Below are 25,312 nucleotides of genomic sequence, written 5' to 3'. Positions count from 1 at the left end.
GCGCCGCCCATCCCTTTCTGCAGAACCGCTTGATGCCTTCGATCCTGATCATCGACGACAACGCCAGTGTGGGCACTGCACTGGACGTGCTGTTCTCCCTGCACGACATCGACACCCTGCAGGCGCAGTGCCCGGCCGAGGGGCTGGCACTGCTCGAGTCGCAGCCGGTCGACCTGGTGATCCAGGACATGAACTTCAGCGAGGACACCACCTCCGGCGAGGAGGGCGAAGCGCTGTTCGCACAGATCCGCGCACGCCACCCGGACCTGCCGGTGATCCTGCTGACCGCCTGGACCCACCTGAGCAGCGCGGTGGACCTGGTCAAGGCCGGCGCCGCCGACTACCTGGCCAAGCCCTGGGACGACCGCAAGCTGCTGACCACGGTCAACAACCTGCTGGAGCTGTCCGAGGCGCGGCGCGAACTGGACCGCCGCCGCAGCCGCGAGCTGCGCCAGCGCAATGCGCTGGAAGAAAAGTACGACCTGTGCGGTGCGGTCTTCGCCGATCCGGCCAGCGAGCGCGTCATCGCCCTGGCCTGCCAGGTCGCGCGCTCCGAGCTGCCGGTGCTGATCACCGGTCCCAATGGTGCCGGCAAGGAGAAGATCGCGCAGATCATCCAGGCCAATTCACTGGTGGCCAAGGGCCCGTTCATCACGGTCAACTGCGGCGCGTTGCCGTCGGAGCTGATCGAGGCCGAACTGTTCGGTGCCGAGGCCGGCGCCTACACCGGCGCCAACAAGGCACGCGAGGGCAAGTTCGAAGCCGCCGACGGAGGCACGCTGTTCCTGGATGAGATCGGCAACCTGTCGCTGGGCGGGCAGATGAAGCTGTTGCGCGTGCTGGAAACCGGCCGCTTCGAGCGCCTGGGTTCCAATCGCGAACGCCAGGTCAAAGTCCGCGTGGTCAGCGCGACCAATGCCGACCTGCCGGCGATGATCCGCGACGGCACGTTCCGCGAAGATCTCTACTACCGCCTCAATACAGTGGAACTGGTACTACCGCCGTTGGCCGAGCGCGCGGGCGACATCGTGCCACTGGCCGAGCGTTTCCTGACGGCCGGCAAGCCGCTGTCCAGTGCCGCCAGTGCCGCCCTGCAACGGCACCCGTGGCCGGGCAACGTGCGCGAACTGCGCAACGTGATCCAGCGTGCCGAACTGCTGGCGACCGGCAACCGCATCGAGGTGGCCGACCTGAACCTACCGCGCACCGCACCGGCGCCACGACCTGCACCGAGCGCTGGCAACGATCCCGACCGTGAGCGCATCGAGGACGTGCTGGCACGCAACCACGGCGTCATCGCCCAGGCGGCTGCCGAACTCGGCCTGAGCCGCCAGGCCCTGTACCGGCGCATGGACCGCCACGGCATCCCACGCGAATGAAACGGCGCTCGTTCACCTTCCGCCTGTTCCTGCGCCTGCTGCCGGTGCTGGCGCTGGCCGCTGCGCTGCCGTGGCTGCTGGCGTACTGGATGAACCATGGCTGGGTGGTGACCACGGCGTCGGCCGTGATCCTGCTGGCGTTGATGTGGTGGACCCTGCGCCGTGCCACCGCACCGGTGCGCTCGCTGATGCGCGCACTGTCCGGCACCACCAGCAGCTACCGCGACGGCGAGTACAACTTCGGCGTGTACTGGCCGGGCAACGACGAACTGGGCGACCTGGTGCAGGCGCACCGCGAGCTGGGCGATGTGCTGCGCGAACAGCGGCAGGGCCTGGTGCAGCGCGAACTGCTGCTGGACACCATGGTGCAGAACACGCCGGTGGCCATGCTGCTGATTGCCTCCGGCGGCGATGGCATCGCCCGCGTGGTGTTCTCCAACCTGGCTGCGCGCAAGCTGCTGCATGGCGGCTGGAAGCTGGAAGGCCAGCGTCTGGAAGAGGTGCTGGAACAGGTGCCGGTAGAGCTGCGCGATGCCATCGCCCGTGGCGGCGACAGCCTGTTCGCGGTGCATGCCGAGGGCGAGGACGGCGACGAGGATGACGAGCAGGTCTACCACCTGTCGCGCCGCGCCTTCCAGCTCAACGGCCGTCCGCACGACCTGCTGCTGGTACGCCTGCTCACCGCCGAACTGCGCCGCCAGGAAGTGCAGACGTGGAAGAAGGTGATCCGGGTAATCAGCCACGAGCTCAACAACTCACTGGCACCGATCGCCTCGCTTGCCCACTCCGGTGGCGTGCTGGTGCAGCGCGAACGCTTCGACCGGTTGCCGGAGATCTTCACCACCATCGAGGACCGCGCACGCCACCTGGAAGGCTTCATCCGTGGCTATGCACGCTTCGCCAAGCTGCCGCAGCCGCAACTGCAGACCGTGCACTGGGCGCCGTTCCTGTCCAGCCTGCGCCAGCAGATCCCGTTCACCATGGAACGCGAGCCGGACGAGGACCTGAGCAGCCGCATCGACATCGCGCAGTTCGGGCAGGCGCTGTTGAACCTTCTGAAGAACGCGCATGAAGCCTGCGCCGAGGCCGATCCGCCCAACGATGACGTACAGGTGCAACTCACACGGCTGCCGCAATGGCTGCGCCTGGACGTACTGGATCGCGGCAAGGGCATGAACGAGCAGGTGCTGCAGAACGCCTTGATGCCGTTCTATTCGACCAAGCGCAACGGCACCGGCCTGGGGTTGGCACTGACGCGCGAGATCGTGGAAGCGCACGGTGGCCGCGTGTCGCTGCAGAACCGCGGCGATGGCGGGTTGTGCGTGTCGATCCTGTTGCCGGTGGGTTGAGCGGGCCGATCGGGTAGATCCACGCCATGCGTGGATGTGCCGACCAGGGCCGGCACCTACCAGGCCCGCCGCATCGCCACCCGCAGGTGCATCGGAAACCCGAGCGCAGCCTCTTCGGCCATGACGGCGCGCAGGCCGTCGTTCCACTCAGCCTCAGGCACTACGTCGAACCCTTCGCTGGCATAGAAGGCTGCATTCCATGGCACATCGCTCAAGGTGGTCAGCACCGCTGCAGCAAAGCCGGTGGCCCTGGCCTGCGCCAAGGCGTGCCGCAGCAATGCACGGCCATGGCCACGACGCGCGTGCGCCGGGTCCACATCCATCTGCAGGACATGGAACTCGCCACACAGCTCGCCGCCCAGCAGGTAGCCGGCAATGTCGCCGCCGGGGCCATCCACAACCCACAACTGGCCCCGCTGAAGGCCGTCCTGCAGCGTCGGCAGATCCAGGCCGTGGCTGGCAAATACCGGATGGGCTTCGTGATCCTTCAGCAGTTCGCCGGCACGCTGTTCAATTGCCGGCAGCACGCCGAGCTCGTCGGCATGCGGAATACGTGGCTCAGGACTTCTTGACCGGGCGCTTCCAGCCATCGATGGTTTCCTGTCGTGCGCGGGCCAGTGTCAGCTTGCCGTCCGGGGCGGTGCGGGTGATGACCGAACCGGCAGCGATGGTCGCGCCCTCGCCGATCGTCAGCGGCGCCACCAACGAACTGTTGGAACCGATGAACGCGTTGTCGCCGATGGTGGTGGTCGACTTGTTCACGCCGTCGTAGTTGCAGGTGATGGTGCCGGCACCGATGTTCACCTTGCTGCCGATCACCGCATCACCCAGATAGGTGAGGTGGTTGGCCTTGCTGCCGACGCCAAGGGTGACCTTCTTGGTTTCGACGAAGTTGCCGACGTGCACGCCATCGGCCAGCACGGTACCTGGGCGGAGGCGCGCGAACGGACCGACCAGTGCCGCGCCTTCGGTGACCACACCCTCCAGATCACAGTGCGCGCGTACTTCGGTACCGGGGCCGAGAGTAACGTCCTTCAGGCGGTTGAACGGGCCGATGGTAACGCCGTCGCCGAGCACGATGTTGCCTTCGAGAACGACATCGACATCGATCAGCACGTCACTGCCCACGGTGACGGTGCCACGGATGTCGAGTCGTGCCGGGTCGCGCACGCGTGCACCCTGTGCGCACAGCGCACGCACGGCGCGATGCTGCCAGGCACGCTCCAGCTGAGACAGCTGCCAGGGATCGTTTGCCCCCTCGGCTTCCTGCGCGTCGGCCACCAGCGCCATTTCGGCCGGGGTGTACTCATGCGCGGCAAACGCGAACACGTCGGTCAGGTAGTACTCGCCCTGTGCATTGCGGTTGGACAGCTGCGACAGCCAGCGGCGCAGCGCGGTCGACTCCGCGGCGATGATGCCGGTGTTGATCGTGCGCACGCGCAGCTGGTCGTCGGTCGCGTCCTTCTGCTCGACGATCGCTCCCACCTTGCCTTCGGCATCGCGCAGCACGCGGCCGTAACCGGTCGGGTCATCAACCTCGGCGACCAGTACCGCCAACCGCCCTGGCTGCGCCAGCAGATCGCGCAGGGTCTGCGCGCGGATCAGCGGTACATCGCCGTACAGCACCAGCACCTGCACGGCATCCGGCACCTGCGGCATCGCCTGCGCCACCGCGTGGCCCGTACCCAGCTGCTGCGCCTGTTCAGCCCACTGCAGGTCGGGCTGGTCGGCGAACTGTTGCCGCACCGCCTCACCGCCATGGCCGTAGACCACATGGATGGCCGCCGGTTGCAGTTCGCGGGCCGCATCGATCACGTGCGCCAGCATCGGTTGGCCGGCGATCGGCTGCAGCACCTTCGGCAGCACCGACCTCATGCGCTTGCCGGCGCCGGCGGCGAGGATGATGACGTGCAGGGCTTGGGTCATGGGAACGGCAGTCCGTGGTTCGTTGCCGACGATTCTAGAGCGTACGCCGTTAACATGGGCATCCCTCCTCCTTCACCATGCCGATGAGCCTTGTCCGCCAGGGAAGCGCCTACCTCGTGATCGGGCTCGTGCAGCTGCTGGTCGATTGGCTGGTGTTCGTGGTCGCCACCGCGCTTGGCATGCCGGTCGCACCGGCCAACGTCGCCGGACGCCTGGCCGGCATGCTGCTGGGCTTCTGGCTCAACGGCCGCTACACCTTTGCCGAGGCCGGCACCCACAAGCTGGGCTGGAGGCGCTTTGTACGCTTCTTCGGGCTGTGGCTGCTGCTGACCGCGGCAAGCACGTTGCTGGTGAGCCTGGTCGACCACGCGCTGGGCCTGCAGTACACCTGGCTGGCCAAGCCACTGGTGGAAGGCGGGCTGGCGTGCGTGTCGTTCCTGTTGATGCGCTATGTGGTGTACCGCTGATCGCGGTCAGCGGTCAGCGGTCAGCGATCACCGTCACGGCGCAGGCGCGCTCCCAGTCCCTCACGCCACAGCTGCAGCGCGCTGTAGCGCAACCGCACCTGATGCTGCCCGGCCGGCACGCACAACGCATGGAAGAGGCCATTGCCGCGCAGCAGCGGCAGTACCTGGCCATCCTCGAGCTGCGCCTGCCAGCCACGACCGGTGGTTTCGTTGATCACCACCCATGCTGCATCGTCGGCCACCACCGTCAGCTCGATGCGTCCCGGCTGGTAGTGCAGCACCTGTACCGTGGCCTCGCCGGCATCCTGTTCGGCACAGTGGCTGCTGGCGGCTGCCGGCAGCCATAGCTGCCGGTTGAAATCGGTCTGGTTGAACAGCGGCGCAGGCGGTAGACGCTCCTCATGGCGGCGCACCTGCCGCGGATTCAGCACCCGTGGCAGCACGCTGTCACGCCGCGCAAGTTCCACCTGGTCGCCCTGCGCGCTGGAGCCCGGGAACGGCTCCTGGGCCAGCAGCCAACGCACGCCCAGCAGGTCGTACAGGGGAGCAGCGGTGTCTGGCATCCAGGCAGTGGGGACCTTCTGCTGGAAGGTATCCACCGGCTCGCCCGGCATCCCGGTCATCTGCAGATAGTCGCTTGCCAGCAGCGGGTTGTAGCCGTTTGCCAGCGCAATGGCATGCACCGCCGCGCCGTTGGTGAGTCCGCCGATGCCGAAGACCACCGCGCGCTCGGGTATGCCGATATGCCGCTCTGCCGCCAGCAGCGCATAGGCGCGCTGCGCAGGACCCGCACGATCGGCGGTGAGCACCGACTTTGTGCCGCTGCCCGCGTTGAACCTGGTGCCGACGTTGAACAGCAGCAGGTCCAACAGCACCAGCGCCAGCACCCAGCGCGCAGGTGACTGGTGGCGGCGCAGCACCCACACCGCGGCTACGCCCAGCGCGGCGCTGACCGCAAGCCAGGCGAAAGCGAGCGGATGACCATGATCGATCGCCAGCCACGCAGCGCACGCGCCCAGCACTGCGACGACCGCCACGGACACCCGATGCAATCGCAATGGCTGCCGCTGCAGGGCAACCTGCAGGGCACTGGCACCCAGCCACGCCGCCGCAGGCACGGTAAGGAACAGCGCATCGGACGGGCGCCGGAACAGGTCCAGCCCCGGAAGCCAGCCGAACAACCAGGGGAACAGCGGCGTGGCGCCACCCACCGCGACCATGATCGCCAGCGTCAGCGCACACAGCGCGACGCGCGTCGCCGCCGGCTTGCGCCGCAGCACCTCACCGCCCCAGAGCAGCCACAGCGCCAGCGGCACTGCCCCCACATAGAGGTAATCGGCGCTGATATCACCGAAGGCCCAGCTGTCGCCGCGCCCCTGCGAGAACACGTTGCCCGACAGCAGTGTCACCAGTGTCTGCCAGTGGATGGCACCCGGCAGCGCGGCTTCCAGCGTCAGGCCATTGCGATTGGTCTGGTCCAGCCAGGCCAGCGTGGACAGCCACTGCGGCGCACTGACACCACCGGCGAGAATGGCCACCACGCCCAGCTGCCACAGCAGGCGCATGCGCTGCCCCTGTGCCAGCACGACAGCAGCCACGGCGTAGATCACGCACGCGAGGATGATGAAATAGGTGACTTGGGTCAGTTGAAGCGCACACATCCCGCCGGCCACACCGGCCAGCAGGATGTCGCGCATCCGTCCCCGCCGGCGGACCTGCTCCAGGCCCAGCCACAGCCAGGGCAGCAGGCAGTAGCTGATGACCATCGGCGTGTGCTGCAGGCGCGACGCGGCCACGCCACCAAACATCAGCGTGAGTGCGAACAGCAGCTGCGCCGGCGGCGGCATGCCCTGCACGCGGCTCAACCGCAGTGCACCCAGGCCGCCTGCCAGCACATGTAGCAGCACCACCACCGTGAACAGGTGCAGGGAGCCCGGCGCCAGCAGCATCGGCAGCAGCATCGTCGGCTGCAGCGTCATCATCTGCGGATCGGCCACCTGCGGGTAGCCACCGTAGAGATACGGATTCCACCAGGGGGCCTGCAGGTGACGCAACTGCTCGGCACTGAAACTGACCGCCGGGAAGAACTGCTGCACGGCATCAAAGGGAATGGTCTTGATGCCACTGAGCCATGGCAGGCACAGAACGATCCACGCAATCAGGAACACGCCTGCCGGTGTGCGCCACGGCCGCTGCCAGCTGCTGCCTTCAATCGCTGTCGAGTGGTGCTGCATTCCCTGCTCCTGTGGCGAACAAACAAAAACGCCGGCAGCTAGCCGGCGCTTGTGCTTGATGACGCGCGAACCTCAGTGCTTGAGATTCTTGCGCAGGCGCTCCAGCGCCTGCAGCTGGACGACGGCTTCGGCCAGCTTCTGCTGGGCTTCAGCCACTTCCATCGCTTCGCCGCGGTTGGCCAGGATGCGCTCGGCTTCTTCCTTGGCCTTGCGGACCGAGGCTTCGTCGATGTCCTGCGCGCGGATCGCGGTGTCGGCCAGCACGGTCACCACCTGCGGCTGCACTTCCAGGATGCCGCCGGAAATGGCGAAATCCAGCTGCTCGCCGTTCGGCGTGGTCACCACCACCTTGCCCGGCTTCAGGCGGGTGATCAGCGGCGCGTGCTTGGGCGCGATGCCCAGTTCGCCCAGCTCACCGGTGGCCACGACCAGGGTCGCTTCGCCACGGAAGATTTCCTGCTCGGCGCTGACGATGTCGCAACGGATCGTGCTCATGCAAATCTCTTCGCTGTTCGCGGCGGCGCAATGCCGCCGTGGGGGTCCACCGGCGCGGGCGGTTGCCCGGCGCCGGCGTCAGGTCGGGCAGGATCGCTCCCGCCCGTCCCGGATCAGGCCTTCTCGGCCATCTTCTTGGCCTTCTCGACCGCTTCTTCGATGCCGCCGACCATGTAGAACGCCTGCTCCGGCAGGTGGTCGTACTCGCCATCGACGATGGCCTTGAAGCCACGGATGGTGTCCTTCAGCGGCACGTACTTGCCCGGCGAACCGGTGAACACTTCGGCCACGTGGAACGGCTGGCTGAAGAAGCGCTCGATCTTGCGGGCGCGCGACACGGCCTGCTTGTCTTGCTCGGACAGCTCGTCCATGCCCAGGATCGCGATGATGTCCTTCAGTTCCTTGTACTTCTGCAGGGTCTGCTGGACGCGCTGGGCGGTGTCGTAGTGCTCGTGGCCGATGACCAGCGGATCCATCTGGCGGCTGGTGGAGTCCAGCGGATCGACGGCCGGGTAGATACCCAGCGAGGCGATCGAACGCGACAGGGTCACGGTCGAGTCCAGGTGGGCGAAGGTGGTCGCCGGCGACGGGTCGGTCAGGTCGTCCGCGGGAACGTAGACGGCCTGGATCGAGGTGATCGAACCGTTCTTGGTCGAGGTGATGCGCTCCTGCAGGACGCCCATTTCCTCGGCCAGGGTCGGCTGGTAACCCACGGCGGACGGCATGCGGCCCAGCAGTGCCGACACTTCGGTACCGGCCAGGGTGTAACGGTAGATGTTGTCGACGAACAGCAGGACGTCCTTACCCTTGCCGTTTTCGTCCTTCTCGTCGCGGAAGTACTCGGCCATGGTCAGGCCGGTCAGGGCGACGCGCAGACGGTTGCCCGGCGGCTCGTTCATCTGGCCGTACACCATCGCCACCTTGTCCAGGACGTTGGAGTCCTTCATTTCGTGGTAGAAGTCGTTGCCCTCACGGGTACGCTCACCCACGCCGGCGAACACGGACAGACCGCTGTGCGCCTTGGCGATGTTGTTGATCAGTTCCATCATGTTGACGGTCTTGCCGACGCCGGCGCCGCCGAACAGGCCGACCTTGCCGCCCTTGGCGAACGGGCACATCAGGTCGATGACCTTGATGCCGGTTTCCAGCAGCTCGGTGGCCGGGGACTGGTCTTCATACGACGGCGCAGCGCGGTGGATTTCCCAGTTGTCGCTGGCAGCGACCGGGCCGGCTTCGTCGATCGGACGGCCAAGCACGTCCATGATGCGGCCCAGGGTACCGGCGCCGACCGGCACCGAGATGCCACGGCCGGTGTTGACGGCAACCAGGTTGCGCTTCAGGCCGTCGGTGGAACCGAGGGCGATGGTACGCACCACGCCGTCGCCCAGCTGCTGCTGGACTTCGAGGGTGATCTCGGTGTTTTCCACCTTCAGTGCGTCGTACACCTTCGGCACCGATTCACGCGGGAATTCGACGTCGACGACCGCGCCGATGATCTGAACGATCTTGCCCTGACTCATTGCTGCATCCTCTAATGTGTGCTTTGAACGAACGCGGTCAGACTGCTGCCGCGCCGCCGACGATTTCGGAGATTTCCTGGGTGATCGCTGCCTGGCGCGCCTTGTTGTAGACGAGCTGCAGGGTGCCGATCAGCTTGTTGGCGTTGTCGCTCGCCGCCTTCATCGCAACCATGCGTGCCGCATGCTCGGAGGCGACGTTTTCCAGCAGTGCCTGGTACACCAGCGACTCGATGTAACGCGTCATCACGTGCTCGAGCACGGTCGCGGCATCGGGTTCGTACAGGTAGTCCCAGTCGTGGTGAGCGACCTGCTTCTCAGCCGGCGGCAGCGGCAGCAGCTGATCGAAGCTGGCCTTCTGCACCATGGTGTTCACGAAGCGGTTGTAGACCAGGTACACGCGGTCGATCCTGCCTTCGGTGAAGGCGTCGAGCATGACCTTGATCACACCGATCAGCGATTCCAGCTTCGGCACGTCGCCGATGTGGGTCACGCTGCCGACCATGTTGACCTTCACGCGGCGGAAGAAGGTCGAAGCCTTCTGGCCGATGGTCACCAGGTCCACTTCGGCACCCTTGTCCTGCCATGCCTTGGCTTCGCCCAGCATCTTGCGGAACAGGTTGTTGTTCAGGCCGCCGGCCAGACCGCGATCGGAGGAGATCACGATGAAACCGACCCGCTTGACCTGCTCGCGCTCGACCAGGAACGGATGCTGGTAGTCGGTGCTGGCCTGGGCCAGATGACCGATCACCTGCTTCATCGCCTGCGCGTACGGACGCGAGGTCTTCATCCGATCCTGCGCCTTGCGGATCTTGGAGGCCGAGACCATTTCCAGGGCGCGCGTCACCTTGCGGGTGTTTTGCACGCTCTTGATCTTGGTTTTGATTTCGCGTCCGCTTGCCATCTCTTGTTTCCCGTGGCGCGGGGCTGATGCCCCGCGTTGTTCAACCGTTTGTCATCTGGTCCAGCGGAGCCAGCGGCTCCGCTCTACAGGACCGCGATTACCAGCTGCCGGTGGTCTTGAACTCGGCGATGCCCTTCTTGAAGGCACCTTCGATGTCGTTGTCCCAACCGCCGGTGGCGTTGACCTTGCTGATCAGCTCGCCCTGGGTGTTGGCGAAGTGGGCGTGCAGGCCTTCTTCGAACGCCAGCAGCTTGTTGACCGGCACGTCGTCGAGGTAACCCTCGTTGACGGCGTAGATCGACAGCGCCTGGTTGGCGATCGACATCGGCGCGTACTGCTTCTGCTTCATCAGCTCGGTGACGCGCTGGCCACGCTCCAGCTGCTTGCGGGTCGCTTCGTCCAGGTCCGAGGCGAACTGCGCGAACGCAGCCAGCTCGCGGTACTGGGCCAGCGAGATACGGATGCCGCCCGACAGCTTCTTGATGATCTTGGTCTGGGCCGAGCCACCGACGCGCGACACCGAGATACCGGCGTTCACGGCCGGACGGATGCCGGCGTTGAACAGGTCGGTTTCCAGGAAGATCTGGCCGTCGGTGATCGAGATCACGTTGGTCGGAACGAAGGCGGACACGTCGCCGGCCTGGGTCTCGATGATCGGCAGCGCGGTCAGCGAACCGGTCTTGCCGGTGACCTTGCCTTCGGTGAACTTCTCGACGTATTCCTCGGACACGCGGGCAGCGCGCTCGAGCAGACGGGAGTGCAGGTAGAACACGTCACCCGGGTAGGCTTCACGGCCCGGCGGACGCTTCAGCAGCAGCGAGATCTGGCGGTAGGCAACGGCCTGCTTGGACAGATCGTCGTACACGATCAGCGCGTCTTCGCCGCGGTCCATGAAGTACTCACCCATGGTGCAGCCCGAGTAGGCGCTGATGTACTGCATGGCAGCCGATTCGGAAGCGGTCGCGGCCACCACGATGGTGTGGGCCAGCGCGCCGTTCTCTTCCAGCTTGCGCACGATGTTGGCGATGGTCGACGCCTTCTGGCCGATCGCAACGTACACGCACTTGATGCCGGTGCCCTTCTGGTTGATCACCGCATCGATCGCCATGGCGGTCTTGCCGGTCTGGCGGTCACCGATGATCAGCTCGCGCTGGCCACGGCCGATCGGGATCATCGAGTCGACCGACTTGTAACCGGTCTGCACCGGCTGGTCGACCGACTTGCGCCAGATCACGCCCGGAGCAACGCGTTCCACCGGAGCGGTCAGGTCGGTGCCCAGCGGGCCCTTGCCGTCGATCGGCTCGCCCAGCGCGTTCACGACGCGGCCCAGCAGTTCCGGGCCGACCGGCACTTCCAGGATGCGGCCGGTGGTCTTGGCGACGTCGCCTTCGCGCAGGTGCTCGTAGTCACCCAGGACCACGGCGCCGACCGAGTCGCGCTCCAGGTTCAGGGCCAGGGCGAAGGTGTTGTTCGGCAGTTCGATCATTTCGCCCTGCATCACGTCGGCCAGACCGAAGATGCGCACGATGCCGTCGGACACGCTGGTCACGGTGCCTTCGTTGCGCGATTCCGCGGCCAGCTTGACCTTCTCGATGCGGTTCTTGATCAGTTCGCTGATTTCGGAGGGGTTGAGCGTGGTTGCCATCGTCAAGTCCTAGTGCCGGCAGCGGGGCCGGACGTTAAATGAATTCAGTTAGCGAGCGCGGTCTGCAGACGGGCCAGCTTGCCCTTCAGCGAACCATCGATGACCACGTCGCCGGCGTCGATCACGGCGCCGCCGATCAGCGAAGCATCGACCGCGGTGGTCACGTCGACCTCGCGGTTGAAGCGCTTGCGCAGCGCGACCTTGATCGCGTCCAGCTCGCCGGCCGACAGCTCGGAAGCCGAGGTCACCGTGGCCTTGACCACGTGCTCGGCTTCGGCGCGCAGGGCGTCGAACATGCCGGAGATTTCCGGCAGCAGCGGCAGACGATGCGATTCGGCCAGGATGGCCAGGAAGCGCGAGTAGGTCTCGCCGTGCGACACCGGCGCCAGCAGGGCGACGGCGTCGTCACGACCCAGCTCCGGGTTGGCGAGCAGGGCCGCCACGCGCGGGTCGGCGGCGACGTGGGCGGAGAACGCCAGGGCGTCCGACCACGGCGCGAACGCACCTTCGTCGCGCGCGGTCGCGAACGCGGCGCGGGCGTACGGGCGGGCAAGCGTGAGGGCCTGGCTCATCCTTAGATCTCCGAGGCCAGCTCGTCGAGCAGCGCCTTGTGGGCGTTGGCGTCGATTTCGCGCTTGAGCAGCTTTTCGGCACCGGTCACGGCCAGCGCGGACACCTGCTTGCGCAGATCTTCACGGGCACGGTTGGCGGCGGCGTCGATTTCAGCCTGGGCCAGTTCCTTCTGACGGGTGGCTTCGGTGATCGCTTCGTTACGGGCTGCATCAACGATCTGGTTGGCACGCGCGTGGGCCTGATCGATGATCTCGTTGGCCTTGGTGCGGGCTTCCTTCAGCGCTTCGTTGACCTTCTCCTGCGCCTGGGCCAGATCTTTCTGGCTGCGGTCGGCAGCAGCGAGGCCTTCAGCAATCTTCTGCTGGCGCTCTTCGATCGCGTTCATCAGCGGCGGCCAGATCTTGGTCGCGATGATCCAGATCAGACCAGCGAAGGCCAGCGCCTGCGCAAGAAGGGTGAAATTGATATTCATGGTTAGCTCGATCGCTGGTTTCGGGGTGGACGTGCCGCCGAAGCGGCACATCCGGCCTTCATCCGAAACCGGGTGCATCAGCACCCGGTCGTCTCAAACCGCTGTATCAGCCGGCCAGAGCCTTGGTGACGGCGCCAGCAAAGGCAGCCGACAGCGGGTTGGCGAAGGCCAGCAGCAGGCCAACGGCGACCGAGATGATGAACGCGGCGTCGATCAGGCCGGCGGTGATGAACATGCGGACCTGCAGGACCGGGATCAGTTCCGGCTGGCGCGCGGCCGACTCCAGGAACTTACCAGCCATGATGGCCAGACCCAGACCGGCGCCCAGCGCGGCCAGGCCGATCATGATGCCGACGGCAAGGGCGGTGGAGCTCTGAATCTGCGCGAAGTTGGTCAGGACGGCGAAGTACATGGTTATCTCCAGGAACTTAAGTTGCTAAGGGTGATGAAACGGATGAAGGTTGAAACGCGTTGAAGCTTGAAACTCAGTGAGCGTCTTCCGACAGGCTCAGGTACACGATCGACAGCATCATGAAGATGAAGGCCTGCAGCGGGATCACCAGCAGGTGGAACAGCATCCAGCCGAGGCCGAACACACCACCCGCGATGGCACCGAAGAAACCGGCACCACCCAGCACCCAGATCAGCAGGAACACGATTTCGCCGCCGAACATGTTGCCGAACAGTCGCATCGCCAGCGAGATCGGCTTGCTCAGCCACTCGACGATGTTGAGGATCAGGTTGAACGGCATCATCCACTTGCCGAACGGCGCCGTCAGGAATTCCTTGACGAAGCCGACCAGGCCCTTGGACTTGAGCGCGAAGAACAGCATCAGGAAGAACACGCTGATGGCCATGCCGAGGGTGGCATTGACGTCAGCGGTCGGCACCGGCTTCCAGTAGTGCACGCCCACCCATTCCAGCGGCTTGGCGATGAAATCGGCCGGGATCATCTTCAGCAGATTCATCAACAGGATCCAGAAGAAGATCGTGATGGCGATCGGCGTGACCAGCTTGCTCTTGCCGTGGTAGGTGTCCTTGGCCTGGCGGTCGACGAACTCCAGGCAGATCTCGACGAAGGCCTGCCACTTGCCCGGCACGCCGGCGGTGGCCTTGCGGGTCCCCAGCCAGAACGCGACAACGATCACCAGGCCCATCAGGACGGCGGTGAGGAAGGTATCGACGTGGATATGCCAGAACATACCCTCACCCTTGCCGACCGGTGCGGTCAGGTTGTGCAGGTGATGCTGGATGTAGCTGGTAGGGGTTAGAGCCTCGCCCGCCATGTGTCCGGAACCTTCAGTTAATTGAATTCTGTCAACGCCTGGCCATGGCCAGGACCTGGAACATCAAGCCGACGGCGATACCGGCCAACAGCGCCAATGCAGGCAGCTTGAAGACCAGGAACCCCACCAGCAGGACGCCGAAAACCACGACCCACTTGGCCACGATCGCAATGATCAGGCGAGCCATCGCCGATCCTGCGGCCACCGCACCACCGCCCAGAGCCATCCGTGCCGCAACCCAGCCGCCGGCCGAAATGGCCACACCGGACGCCAGCGCGCCGAGGGCATACTTCGGACCTACCAGCAGGAAGGCCAGGGCCAGGACAGCCACCGCGGCCAGCGGGTAGACCGCGGCGCGCAGCATCAGTCGCCGACCCGCATCAACGGAGTTCAGCACAGGACGTCCCGCGTGGTTGCAAGTGGAGGGCTGAGGCGGCTACAGCAGGGGGGCCTCATCGAGCCGCCAAATTATAGCAATGGGACAATTTGCGAGACAACCGCTGCCTGTTCATCCCTGGAAGCCGCAAGTTGCGGTAACGGTTACATTTTTGCGTGCCACCCGGGGGACAATGACGTCCGCGTGATGCTGCACCGCAGTATTGAACTTTGGTCGCAGGCGCGGAACTTTCGCCGGATGCGCCGGTCCGATCTTTCGACCTGCCTGCAGCAACCTCGTCGACGCTTCGCCCCGCAGGTCCCGCGATGGCCCCGAAGCCCGGCTCCGGGGCCATCTTTTTGCGTCGTCGCGACAGGGCTGAACCGTGCACACGCCGTGGACCATACGTTCACGGATGGTGGACGGCGGCGTCCGGCACAGTGGTCTTCATTCTGATGAACCACTGCAAGGACTCTTCGATGCGCCCCGTACCCACCCTGCTCGCCCTTTCCCTGCTCGCTGCCGGCGCCTCGTTCGCCAATGCCGCCCACGCCGCCGAAGGCGACGACCGCTTCGCCATCCGTCTGGGTGCGATGAACATCGATTCGGACAACACGCTGCGTGGCAGCACCACCGTGGCCGGCCAAGACATCTCCCTGGACCAGGACTTCAAGCTGGGTGGCAAGGAATGGGAGCCGCGCATCGACGGCATGTTCCGCATCAGCAACCGTCAGCGCCTGCTGTTCAACTACTTCAAGTACGACAAGGACCGTCGCGAGACGCTTGACCAAGGCATTTCCTTCGGCGGTGAGAGCGTGCCGGCCGGCAGCTTCGTGAAGGGCGAGCTGAAGTACCAGGTGGCCAGCCTGGTCTATGACTACTCGGTCGTCGATACCGACACCTTCGACCTGGGCCTGCAGATCGGTGGCGAGTACGCCAAGGTCAGCACCAAGGGCTACGCGGACCTGGGCACGGTGTATGAAGGCCAGTTCCTCAACGAGAAGGCCGATGGCGTGGCACCGGTGGTGGGTGCGCGCATGACCTTCACTCCGTCCGAGCGCTGGATGATCACGCTGCAGGGCCAGTACCTGAACACGCGCTGGGGCAGTTTCGATGACTACAAGGGCGACCTGAGCCGCGCCAATGCGATCGTCGATTACCGCTTCACCAAGAACTTCGGTGTGTTCGCCGGCTACGACTGGTTCAAGCTGGACGTGGACAAGAAGGGCAGCGACGGCACGGTCGGCCTGAAGCAGGAATTCAAGGGCCCGGTGGCCGGTATCAGCTTCGTGTTCTGATCCCCTGCCCCTTCCACGGCATCTTCTCTCCTGGCGCGGCCTCCGGAACATCGGGGCCGCGTTTTTTCTTTGCATCGTCGAGCAGAAAAGCAGGCTGGTCGAGCGCTGGGGGAAGAGGGGCTTGCGTGCGAATGTCCCCCGGCGCCGGCCTACGGCCGTCACCTCCTCCTTTACTTCGCACACAACCCCCGCTCCCTCCGCGTGTCAGGCATCTAGGCGGCCCAGGCACTGGCTCTCGACTATCCGCAAGCCGAGCCGCTGCGTGGGTGGCAGTTGCCGTAGACGCATGCGTGGTCGAGCGCTGGGGGACGAGGGGCTTGCGTGCGAATGTCCCCCGGCGCCGGCCTACGGCCGTCACCTCCTCCTTTACTTCGCACACAAGCCCCTCTTCCCCCGCGTGTCAGGCATCCAGGCGGGCCAGGCTGTGGCTCTCGACTATCCGCAAGCCGTGCGCTGCGTGGGTGGCAGGCGTCTGGACAAAGTAAAGGAGGAGGCGACCGCCGAAGGCGGACGACGGGGGACATTTGTCCAGACGCCTGCCACCCGCACAGCGGCCCAGACCTTCGCGGTGGCAGTTGCCGTAGACGCAGGCGTGGTCGAGCGCCGGAGGGAGAGGGCATCCGGGCGGCTTTGGCACTGCTCTCGACCGTCCGCAAGCCGAGCCGCTGCGCGGGTGGCAGGCATTTTGACAAAGTAAAGGAGGAGGCGACCGCCGCAGGCGGGCGACGGGGGACATTTGTCGAAATGCCTGCCACCCGTGCAGTGGCCCCACCCTTTGCTGCAGCACTGATCGAAGAAAAAAAGCCCCGGCAGATGCCAGGGCTTTTCGTTCGGAACGGCGCGGACGCCTTACTTCTTCTTCGGCATGTACAGATCGGTGATCGTGCCGTCGTAGATTTCCGAGGCCATCGCCACCGACTCGCTCAGCGTCGGATGCGCATGGATGGTGTGGCCGATGTCTTCCGCTTCCGCACCCATCTCGATGGCCAGGCCGATCTCGGCCAGCAGATCGCCGGCATGCACGCCGACGATCGCGCCACCGATGATGCGGTGGGTCTCTTCGTCGAAGATCAGCTTGGTGAAGCCCTCGGTGCGACCGATGCCGATCGCGCGGCCACTGGCGGCCCACGGGAACTTGGCCACGCCGACCTTCAGGCCCTTGGCCTTGGCTTCGGTCTCGGTCACGCCGACCCAGGCGATTTCCGGGTTGGTGTAGGCCACCGACGGAATCACGCGGGCGACCCACTCCTTCTTGTGGCCGGCTGCCACTTCAGCGGCCAGCTTGCCCTCGTGCGTGGCCTTGTGGGCCAGCATCGGGTTGCCGACGATGTCGCCGATGGCAAAGATGTGCGGCACGTTGGTACGCATCTGCCGATCGACCGGGATGAAGCCGCGGTCGGTGACCTGCACGCCGGCCTTCTCGGCATCGATCTTCTTGCCGTTCGGCGAGCGGCCCACGGCCACCAGCACGCGGTCGAAGGTGCCTTGCGCCAGCGCAGGCGCCTGGCCTTCCTCGGCGGCTTCGAAGGTCACGGTGATGCCCTTGGCATCGGCGGTGACGCCCGAGGCCTTGGTCTTCAGGTGCACGTCGATGCCCTGCTTCTTCAGGCGGTCGGCCAGCGGCTTGACCAGGTCCTTGTCGGCGCCCGGCATCAGCTGGTCCATGAACTCGACCACGGTGACCTTGCTGCCCAGCGCGCTGTACACGGTGGCCATTTCCAGGCCGATGATGCCGCCGCCGACGACCAGCAGCGAGCCCGGCACTTCGGCCAGCTCCAGCGCATCGGTGGAATCCATCACGCGCTTGTCGTCCCACGGGAAGTTCGGCAGCTTCACCGCCTGCGAACCGGCGGCGATGATGCATTTCTGGAAGCGCAGCAGCTGGGTGCTGCCGTCAGCCGCGGTGATTTCCAGCTCGTTGGCCGAGACAAACCTGCCAACGCCCTGCACGCTGCGCACCTTGCGCTGCTTGGCCATGCCGGCCAGGCCCTTGGTCAGCTGGTTGACGACCTTTTCCTTGTACGCGCGCAGCTTGTCCAGGGTGATGGTCGGCTTGCCGAACTCGACGCCGAAATCACCGGCGTGGGCCACTTCGTCGATGACCGCAGCAGCATGCAGCAGCGCCTTGGACGGGATGCAGCCGACATTGAGGCAGACGCCGCCGAGGCTGGCGTAACGTTCGACCAGCACCGTATCCAGGCCGACGTCGGCGGCGCGGAAGGCTGCGGTGTAGCCGCCCGGGCCGGAGCCCAGCACGACCATCTCGCATTCGATGTCGGCCGGCTTGCCGCTGGACAGCGCCGGCTTCGGCGCAGCCGGTTCGGCCGGGGCGCGGTGCGACGGGGTCACCGGCGGCTTGCTGGCCGGGGCGGCCGGAGCCGGCGCGGCGGCCTTGGCCGGGGCTGCGGCGGCGCCTTCAGCGTCCAGCACCACGACCACGGCGCCTTCGGACAGGGTATCGCCCAGCTTGACCTTGATTTCCTTGACCACACCAGCGGCCGAGGACGGCACTTCCAGGGTGGCCTTGTCCGACTCCAGGGTTACCAGACCCTGGTCCTTCTTCACCGTGTCGCCGACGGCGACCAACACTTCGATCACCGGCACATCGCTGTAATCGCCGATGTCGGGAACCTTGACTTCAATCGTGGCCATGGTGGGTTTTCCTCGTGCCCGCCCGGCGGCGCCGGCGGGCTGTCACTGCATCTGTTCACGCGGCCGCGCCAGGGGCTGCGGCCGCACGGTGGGGGCGGAGCGGTGCCTTACAGCAGCACGCGGCGCATGTCGGCCAGTACCTGCGACAGGTACGTGGTGAAGCGTGCGGCCAGTGCGCCGTCGATGACGCGGTGGTCGTAGCTCAGCGACAGCGGCAGCATCAGCTTCGGCGCGAACTCCTTGCCATTCCAGACCGGCTGGATGGAGGACTTGGAGACGCCGAGGATGGCCACTTCCGGTGCGTTGACGATCGGGGTGAACGCGGTGCCGCCGATGCCGCCCAACGAGCTGATCGAGAAGCAGCCGCCGCTCATGTCCGCCGGGCCCAGCTTGCCGTCGCGTGCCTTCTTGGCCAGTTCGCCGGTTTCCTGCGCGATCTGCACCACACCCTTCTTGTCCACGTCGCGGATGACCGGCACGACCAGGCCGTTCGGCGTGTCGGCGGCGAAACCGATGTGGAAGTACTTCTTCAGGGTCAGGTTTTCACCGCTGGCATCGAGCGAGGCGTTGAATTCCGGGAACTTCTTCAGCGCTGCGGCGCTGGCCTTGATCAGGAAGGCGAGCATGGTCAGCTTGATGCCGGCCTTCTCGTTCTCCTTGTTCAACGCCACGCGCAGGCCTTCCAGGTCGGTGATGTCGGCCTGCTCGAACTGGGTGACGTGCGGGATCATGGCCCAGTTGCGGGCCAGGTTCGCACCGGAGATCTTCTTGATGCGCGACAGCGGCTGGACTTCGGTCTCGCCGAACTTGCTGAAGTCGACCTTCGGCCACGGCAGCAGGTTCAGGCCACCACCAGCGGCGACGGCGCCACCGGCAGCGGCCGGCACGCCACCGCTGAGCGCGGCCTTGACGAACTTCTGTACGTCACCCTTGGTGATGCGGCCACCCTTCTCGGTGCCGTTGATCTGCAGCAGGTCCACGCCCAGCTCGCGGGCGAACACGCGCACCGCCGGGGTGGCGTACGGCACCTTGGCCGGCAGCACGCCATCGGCATTGAACTGCACCGGCGGGCTGGACGGGGTACCGGCCGAGGCGATCTCGCGGGCCGCCAGCTTGTCCGGCAGCGCCGGCACAGCGACCGGCTCGACCTTGGTGGCGGTCTCTGCGGCAGCCGGAGCGGCAGCAGCAGCGGCCTTGCTCGGCGCCGGCGCGGCAGCGCCCTCGGCTTCGATGATGGCAACCACGTCGCCTTGCGACAGATTGTCGCCCACCTTGACCTTGATCTCCTTGACCACACCGGCCACAGACGACGGCACTTCCATGGTGGCCTTGTCGCTTTCCAGCGTGACCAGGCCCTGGTCCTTCTTGACCGTATCGCCCACGGCGACCAGCACTTCGATGACCGGAATGCCGGCGTAGTCGCCGATGTCCGGCACCAGGGCTTCAACCGCACCACCGCTGGCAGCCGGAGCGGCCGGCGCAGCTGCGGCCGGCGCGCTCTGGGTGGCGGCAGCCGGGGCAGCGGCCTTGGCCGGTGCCGGTGCCGGTGCCGGTGCCGGTGCCGGTGCCGGTGCCGATGCCGGTGCCGGTGCCGGTGCGGCAGCGGCCGGCTTGGCGGCTTCGGCTTCGCCTTCGGCCACTTCGATCAGGGCCACGACCTTGCCTTCGGACAGGCTGTCGCCCACTTTGACCTTGAGCTCCTTGACCACGCCCGCCACCGAGGACGGCACTTCCATGGTCGCCTTGTCGCTTTCCAGCGTCACCAGGCCCTGGTCCTTCTTGACCGTGTCGCCGACGGCGACAAGCACCTCGATTACCGGGATATCGCTGTAGTCACCGATATCGGGGACAAGTGCTTCCTTGATTTCGGCCATGGGGATAACTCCGGCAATCTGGTGTAGGGAAACGTCTATTGTGCGGCCAGCGGGGTCCAGCGCCAACCGTTACAGGTGTTTTCAGTACGCACGCAGCCGGGACAGGCTGTTGCCCATGGGTCGGGTGCGCGACCAGTCGGTAGCGTATTGTCCAGGCGATGTCCGCTTCATGTCGCCCGCGCGTCGTGCACTGGCTGCCAGGCCTGGCGCAGGCGCGGCAACGACCACGCCGCATTGGCAGGGCTGGTCGACGGCAGCGCGACCACCTTCGGCGGGGCCTCCAGCCGCGGCAACACCCAGCGCTGGAATGCCTGCAATGACGCGCCGCCATTGCAGCCGATCAGCGTCAGCTCAGGCAACGTGGCGATCAGTTCCGGCAGTGCATTGGCCACTTCCGTGCCACGCACGATGTCCGCATCCAGGCTGCCGCGCCGCTCGCAGCGCCCGATCACATCCCACAGGCCGATGCCTGCGGCCTTCAACGCCTGCAGCCGTTGCGCATAGGGCAGATCCGCGTCGAAACCGCAGATATCGGCCATCAGCGGCCAGAAGCGGTTGCGAGGATGCGCGTAGTAGCGCTGCTCCTGCAGGGATGCCACGCCTGGCATCGAGCCCAGCAGCAGCACCCTGCAATCGACGTTCACCTGCGCTGGCAGGCCAATGCACAACGTTGCCGTGCTCACATCTTCTCCAACTGCATGAATGTCGGCGAGAGCAGAAAGCGCCATGAATACAGGCATTCCGCACCCGTCGCTGAACAAGGAAAACTATTTTTTAACGTGCGTCGGATTCGATTCATGTTGGGGCGACTACGGTGTGCTCGCCCCGCAACCGGGGGCCCAAAACAAGAAACATTAGGAGATACCCCCATGCGCTCCATCCGTATCCTGAGTCTCGCCCTGCTGACCTCCGCCGCCTTCGCGCCGGCCGCTTTCGCCCAGGACAGCAGCACCACCGATACCGCTTCGGGCAAGCATTTTGCCGTTGTTGGCGGCATCTCGCTGCTGGAGCCGAAGAACGACCCGATCACCGGCGTGAAGAAGACCGACGGTGGCCCGGCGCCGACCGTCAGCTTCAGCTACTACATCAACGACAACTGGGCCGTTGAGCTGTGGGGCGCTGCCGACAAGTTCGACAACAAGTTCAAGGGCCCGAACAACGCCCGCCTGGGTTCGGTCGAGCAGCAGCCGGTCGCGCTGAGCGGCCAGTACCACTTCGGCCAGGCTGACAACGTGTTCCGCCCGTTCGTGGGCGTGGGCTACTACCAGTCGAGCTTCAGCAACGAGAAGCTGGGCAACGGCGCTGACACCGACATCCGCTTCAAGGATGCCAAGGGCGTGATCGGTACCGTCGGCGTCGACATGAACATCAACTCCACCTGGTTCGCCCGTGCTGACGCCCGCTACATGCGCGCCCGCCCGGACATCAAGGTCGGCGGCGAGAAGATCGGCGAAGCCAAGATGGATCCGTGGACCGTCGGCTTCGGCATCGGCGCCCGCTTCTGATCCAGGCAGCACCTGCTTCACTGATGCAACGCGACGGGCCCTTCGGGGCCCGTCGTCGTTTCCGTCACCCGCGTTCCGCGTGTAGAGCCGAGCCCATGCTCGGCTGCTTTTTTGTAGAGTCGAGCCAAGCCCCCTATCCCGGGTCGAGCGGCGGGCTCCGCGCGCATTGCGATGCGTTACGTTCAATGGCGCCCACGGTCAAGGGTGGCGCGGCTCGGCTCTACAGGCACAGGACGCGGAGACACGATGGACGACGTCGACCTGCTGGTGATCGGTGGCGGCATCAATGGCGCCGGCATCGCCCGTGACGCCAGCGGCCGCGGCCTGCGCGTGCTGCTGTGCGAACAGCATGACCTGGCCGCGCACACCTCCAGCGCCAGCAGCAAGCTGATCCACGGCGGCCTGCGCTACCTGGAGCAGGGCGAGTTCGGGCTGGTGCGCAAGGCGCTGGGCGAACGCGAGGTGGTGCGCCGGCAGGCGCCCCATCTGGTCCATCCGCTGCGCTTCGTCCTGCCGTGGGAACCGCACCTGCGCCCGCGCTGGATACTGCGCGCGGGGCTGTGGCTGTACGACCATCTGGGCCGGCGCAGCCCCGCCTTCCCCGCGTCACGCGCACTGGAACTGCAGCACGATCCGCTCGGCCAGTGGCTCTCCCCGGCGCTGCGGCAGGCCTTCAGCTACGCCGATGCGCAGGTCGATGACGCGCGGCTGGTACTGCTCAACGCCCTGGATGCCGCGCAGCGGGGCGCACAGGTGCAGGTGCGCAGCCGCTGCATCGACCTGCACCCCGTGCAGGGCCGGTGGCGGGCCGTGCTGGAATCCGCCGATGGCCAGCGGCACCCCGTGAATGCCCGCGCCGTGGTCAATGCGGCGGGCCCGTGGGCCGGGGGCCTGCTGGAACGGATGCAGGCGCGCAGCGGCGGCCCTGCGCTGCGCCTGGTGCAGGGCAGCCACATCGTGCTGCGCAGGCCCTGGCCCGATGACAGCGCCTGCCTGCTGCAGCAGCCCGACGGGCGGGTGGTGTTCCTGCTGCCTTTCGCCCACGACCACCTGCTGGTGGGCACCACCGATACCGACTATCGCGGTGACCCGGCGCGCTGCAGCGTGCTGCCTTCCGAGGTGACCTACCTGTGCGAAGCGGCCAATCGCTACCTGCGTGACCCCATCGCCCCGGACGAGGTGGTCTGGGCGTTCGCCGGTGTCCGTCCATTGCTGGCCGACCCGGATCCGCGCGCAGCGCAGCTGAGCCGCGACTACCGCCTGCAGGTGCAGGTGGACCCGGCACCGGCGCTGCATGTACTGGGCGGCAAGCTGACCACCTACCGGGTGCTGGCCGAGGAGGCACTGGACCTGCTGCGCCCTGCCCTGCCACAGATGGGACCGGCCTGGACGGCGCGCGGAGACCCGTTGCCGGGCAGCGACTGGGGCGACGCCGCACAGGCGTGCTCGCGCCTGCTGGCGCTGGCACCGTGGTTGCCCGCAGGTATCGCGCGACGCTGGGCCGGGGCCTATGGCAGTCGCAGCGCGGAACTGCTGCAGGGTGTACACGGCCTGCACGATCTGGGCGAGGACTTCGGCGGTGGCCTGCATGCACGCGAAGTGGACTTCCTGCGCGAACGCGAGTGGGCGTGTGACACCGACGATATCCTGTGGCGCCGGAGCAAGCTGGGGTTGCGCCTGGATGCTGCGCAGGTGGCACGGCTGCAGGCGTGGATGGAGGGTCGGATCCCTTTTCCACGGAAAGGGCTCTGACCCCCGTGTTGCCACGTGTGCCAACCCAGGTTGGCAGCTACCAGGGCAGCCGCGCGCGACGCGATCGATGCATTAGGATTTCCCCATCGCCATTGGAGACGCTGCATGACGCCCCGCTACGTGCTGGCCATCGACCAGGGCACCACCAGTTCGCGCGCGATCCTGTTCGACCGCGCCGGCGACATCGTCGGCAGCGCGCAGCGCGAGTTCGCGCAGATCTTCCCGCAGCCCGGCTGGGTCGAGCATGACCCCCGCGAGATCCTTACCAGCGTCTATGCCACATTGACCGAACTGCTCAGCCGCGGGCAGATCGACCCACGCCATATCGCCGCGCTGGGCATCACCAACCAGCGCGAAACCACCGTGGTCTGGGACCGTGCCACCGGCCAGCCGATCCACAACGCCATCGTCTGGCAATCGCGGCAGAGCCACGCCATCTGCGAGCGGCTGAAGTCCGCCGGGCATGAAGCACTGATCCGCGAGCGGACCGGGCTGCTGATCGACGCCTATTTCTCCGCGACCAAGGTGCGCTGGATCCTCGACCACGTGGATGGTGCGCAGCAGCGCGCCGAACGTGGTGAGCTGCTGTTCGGCACCATCGACAGCTGGCTGGTGTGGAACCTCAGCGGTGGCCAGGCACATGTGACTGACTACAGCAATGCGGCGCGCACGCTGCTGTTCAACATCCACACGCTGGACTGGGATGACGACCTGCTGGCCCTGCTCGACATTCCGCGCGCGATGCTGCCGCAGGTGCGCGACTCCAGCGCGGTGTACGCACACACCCGGCCGCAGTTCTTCTTCGACCATCCGATCCCCATCGCCGGCATCGCCGGTGACCAGCAGGCGGCGCTGTTCGGCCAGGCTTGTTTCCAGCCGGGCATGGTCAAGAACACCTATGGCACCGGTTGCTTCATGTTGATGCACACCGGCGCGCAGGCGGTGCGGTCGCGCAACGGCCTGCTGACCACCATTGCCTGGGGCCTGGACGGGCGCGTGGAGTACGCGCTGGAGGGTTCGATCTTCATCGCCGGCTCGGTGGTGCAGTGGCTGCGCGATGGACTACGCATGATCGAACGCGCCAGCGACAGCCAGGCGCTGGCTGCGCAGGTGCCCGACAGTGGCGGCGCCTACCTGGTGCCGGCGTTCGTCGGCCTCGGCGCGCCCTATTGGCGCAGTGATGTGCGCGGTGCGATGTTCGGCCTGACCCGCGGCACCCGCAAGGCGCACTTCGTGCGCGCCGCGCTGGAAGCGATGGCCTACCAGACCCGCGATGTACTCGATGCGATGCAGTCCGATGCGGGTATCGCGCGGACCGAGCTGCGCGCTGATGGCGGTGCGATCGGCAACGACTTCCTGGCCGGTTTCCAGGCCGACATTCTCGGTGTGCCGCTGCTGCGGCCGCGACTGACCGAGACCACCGCGCTGGGTGCGGCCTATCTGGCCGGCCTGGCAGTGGGGTTCTGGAACAGCCGCGAACAGATCGCCGCGCAATGGGGCCTGGACCGGCGCTTCGAGCCACGGATGGAGGTGGCCCGGCGCGAGAAACTGTATGCGGGATGGCAGCAGGCGGTGGCCGCCACCCTCGCCTTCCACGTCGATTGAGGG

At 66.2% G+C, this 25,312-nt stretch carries 22 protein-coding genes; 7 read left to right on the top strand and 15 right to left on the bottom strand.

The window, feature by feature from the left end; genetic code table 11:
• Positions 1–32: 32 nt before the first annotated feature.
• Both VG556_RS16730 and VG556_RS16725 read left to right on the top strand, forming a co-directional pair.
• Positions 33–1,379: a sigma-54-dependent transcriptional regulator gene (locus VG556_RS16730; protein ID WP_100450644.1), complete on the top strand. Its 1,347-nt coding sequence runs from the start codon at positions 33–35 to the stop codon at positions 1,377–1,379.
• Positions 1,376–2,728, top strand: a complete 1,353-nt coding sequence (locus VG556_RS16725) for a sensor histidine kinase (protein WP_014648489.1) — start codon at positions 1,376–1,378, stop codon at positions 2,726–2,728. The genes VG556_RS16730 and VG556_RS16725 overlap by 4 nt, the downstream gene beginning before the upstream one ends.
• Positions 2,729–2,784: 56 nt before the next feature.
• Here the strand turns inward: VG556_RS16725 and VG556_RS16720 are convergent, their stop codons facing one another.
• A complete protein-coding gene (locus VG556_RS16720) occupies positions 2,785–3,318 on the bottom strand; it encodes a GNAT family N-acetyltransferase (protein WP_100450645.1) in 534 nt (177 codons plus the stop codon).
• A complete protein-coding gene (gene glmU, locus VG556_RS16715; protein WP_014648491.1) occupies positions 3,287–4,654 on the bottom strand; it encodes a bifunctional UDP-N-acetylglucosamine diphosphorylase/glucosamine-1-phosphate N-acetyltransferase GlmU in 1,368 nt (455 codons plus the stop codon). The genes VG556_RS16720 and glmU overlap by 32 nt, the downstream gene beginning before the upstream one ends.
• Before the next feature lie 83 nt (positions 4,655–4,737).
• Here glmU and VG556_RS16710 point away from each other — a divergent pair, with 83 nt between their 5' ends.
• Entirely contained in the window at positions 4,738–5,121 is a 384-nt protein-coding gene (locus tag VG556_RS16710) for a GtrA family protein (protein WP_100450646.1), read from the top strand.
• Between the two features lie 20 nt (positions 5,122–5,141).
• Here VG556_RS16710 and VG556_RS16705 read toward each other — a convergent pair whose 3' ends face one another.
• From VG556_RS16705 to VG556_RS16660, 10 genes are all read right to left on the bottom strand, one after another.
• Positions 5,142–7,355 carry a hypothetical protein gene (locus tag VG556_RS16705; RefSeq protein ID WP_100450647.1) on the bottom strand — a complete coding sequence of 738 codons (2,214 nt, stop codon included), beginning with the start codon at positions 7,353–7,355 and terminating at the stop codon, positions 5,142–5,144.
• Positions 7,356–7,427: 72 nt separating this feature from the next.
• Positions 7,428–7,850 (bottom strand): F0F1 ATP synthase subunit epsilon, encoded by a 423-nt coding sequence (locus tag VG556_RS16700; RefSeq protein ID WP_005419509.1) that lies wholly within the window; start codon positions 7,848–7,850, stop codon positions 7,428–7,430.
• A 113-nt stretch (positions 7,851–7,963) separates the two neighbouring features.
• Positions 7,964–9,370, bottom strand: a complete 1,407-nt coding sequence (gene atpD, locus VG556_RS16695; RefSeq protein WP_100450648.1) for a F0F1 ATP synthase subunit beta — start codon at positions 9,368–9,370, stop codon at positions 7,964–7,966.
• A 37-nt stretch (positions 9,371–9,407) separates the two neighbouring features.
• A complete protein-coding gene (atpG, locus tag VG556_RS16690; RefSeq protein ID WP_014648494.1) occupies positions 9,408–10,271 on the bottom strand; it encodes a F0F1 ATP synthase subunit gamma in 864 nt (287 codons plus the stop codon).
• Between the two features lie 97 nt (positions 10,272–10,368).
• Positions 10,369–11,916: a F0F1 ATP synthase subunit alpha gene (gene atpA, locus VG556_RS16685; RefSeq protein WP_005419511.1), complete on the bottom strand. Its 1,548-nt coding sequence runs from the start codon at positions 11,914–11,916 to the stop codon at positions 10,369–10,371.
• Between the two features lie 44 nt (positions 11,917–11,960).
• Positions 11,961–12,488 carry a F0F1 ATP synthase subunit delta gene (locus tag VG556_RS16680; protein ID WP_032129048.1) on the bottom strand — a complete coding sequence of 176 codons (528 nt, stop codon included), beginning with the start codon at positions 12,486–12,488 and terminating at the stop codon, positions 11,961–11,963.
• A gap of 2 nt (positions 12,489–12,490) precedes the next feature.
• Positions 12,491–12,961: a F0F1 ATP synthase subunit B gene (locus tag VG556_RS16675; protein ID WP_005419512.1), complete on the bottom strand. Its 471-nt coding sequence runs from the start codon at positions 12,959–12,961 to the stop codon at positions 12,491–12,493.
• Positions 12,962–13,067: 106 nt separating this feature from the next.
• Positions 13,068–13,373 (bottom strand): F0F1 ATP synthase subunit C, encoded by a 306-nt coding sequence (gene atpE, locus VG556_RS16670; RefSeq protein WP_005411133.1) that lies wholly within the window; start codon positions 13,371–13,373, stop codon positions 13,068–13,070.
• A 73-nt stretch (positions 13,374–13,446) separates the two neighbouring features.
• A complete protein-coding gene (gene atpB / locus VG556_RS16665) occupies positions 13,447–14,247 on the bottom strand; it encodes a F0F1 ATP synthase subunit A (RefSeq protein ID WP_014038569.1) in 801 nt (266 codons plus the stop codon).
• A gap of 31 nt (positions 14,248–14,278) precedes the next feature.
• Positions 14,279–14,644: a hypothetical protein gene (locus tag VG556_RS16660; RefSeq protein ID WP_014648497.1), complete on the bottom strand. Its 366-nt coding sequence runs from the start codon at positions 14,642–14,644 to the stop codon at positions 14,279–14,281.
• Positions 14,645–15,102: 458 nt separating this feature from the next.
• On the opposite strand from VG556_RS16660, the gene VG556_RS16655 reads away from it, so the two are divergent.
• Complete coding sequence (locus VG556_RS16655) at positions 15,103–15,921, top strand: hypothetical protein (RefSeq protein ID WP_046432636.1); 819 nt, start codon at positions 15,103–15,105, stop codon at positions 15,919–15,921.
• Positions 15,922–16,770: 849 nt separating this feature from the next.
• Here VG556_RS16655 and lpdA read toward each other — a convergent pair.
• The 3 genes from lpdA to VG556_RS16640 all read right to left on the bottom strand — a co-directional run bounded on the left by lpdA (position 16,771) and on the right by VG556_RS16640 (position 21,130).
• On the bottom strand, positions 16,771–18,573 hold the full coding sequence (gene lpdA / locus VG556_RS16650) for a dihydrolipoyl dehydrogenase (RefSeq protein WP_032961258.1): 1,803 nt from the start codon (positions 18,571–18,573) through the stop codon (positions 16,771–16,773).
• 107 nt (positions 18,574–18,680) lie between these two features.
• Positions 18,681–20,447 (bottom strand): dihydrolipoyllysine-residue acetyltransferase, encoded by a 1,767-nt coding sequence (aceF, locus tag VG556_RS16645; RefSeq protein WP_111144228.1) that lies wholly within the window; start codon positions 20,445–20,447, stop codon positions 18,681–18,683.
• Between the two features lie 167 nt (positions 20,448–20,614).
• On the bottom strand, positions 20,615–21,130 hold the full coding sequence (locus tag VG556_RS16640) for a DNA-deoxyinosine glycosylase (protein ID WP_100450650.1): 516 nt from the start codon (positions 21,128–21,130) through the stop codon (positions 20,615–20,617).
• Between the two features lie 186 nt (positions 21,131–21,316).
• On the opposite strand from VG556_RS16640, the gene VG556_RS16635 reads away from it, so the two are divergent.
• From VG556_RS16635 to glpK, 3 genes are all read left to right on the top strand, one after another.
• The gene (locus tag VG556_RS16635; RefSeq protein WP_014648503.1) at positions 21,317–21,952 is read left to right on the top strand and encodes an OmpW/AlkL family protein; all 636 of its coding nucleotides are present in this window, start codon (positions 21,317–21,319) and stop codon (positions 21,950–21,952) included.
• A 246-nt stretch (positions 21,953–22,198) separates the two neighbouring features.
• Positions 22,199–23,704, top strand: a complete 1,506-nt coding sequence (glpD, locus tag VG556_RS16630; RefSeq protein WP_100450651.1) for a glycerol-3-phosphate dehydrogenase — start codon at positions 22,199–22,201, stop codon at positions 23,702–23,704.
• 105 nt (positions 23,705–23,809) lie between these two features.
• A complete protein-coding gene (gene glpK / locus VG556_RS16625; protein ID WP_100450652.1) occupies positions 23,810–25,309 on the top strand; it encodes a glycerol kinase GlpK in 1,500 nt (499 codons plus the stop codon).
• Positions 25,310–25,312: the final 3 nt, after the last annotated feature.

It is taken from the genome of Stenotrophomonas sp. CASM106 (assembly GCF_049384825.1).
Lineage (GTDB): Bacteria > Pseudomonadota > Gammaproteobacteria > Xanthomonadales > Xanthomonadaceae > Stenotrophomonas > Stenotrophomonas muris.
This window is presented reverse-complemented; position numbering and strand designations above follow the sequence as displayed.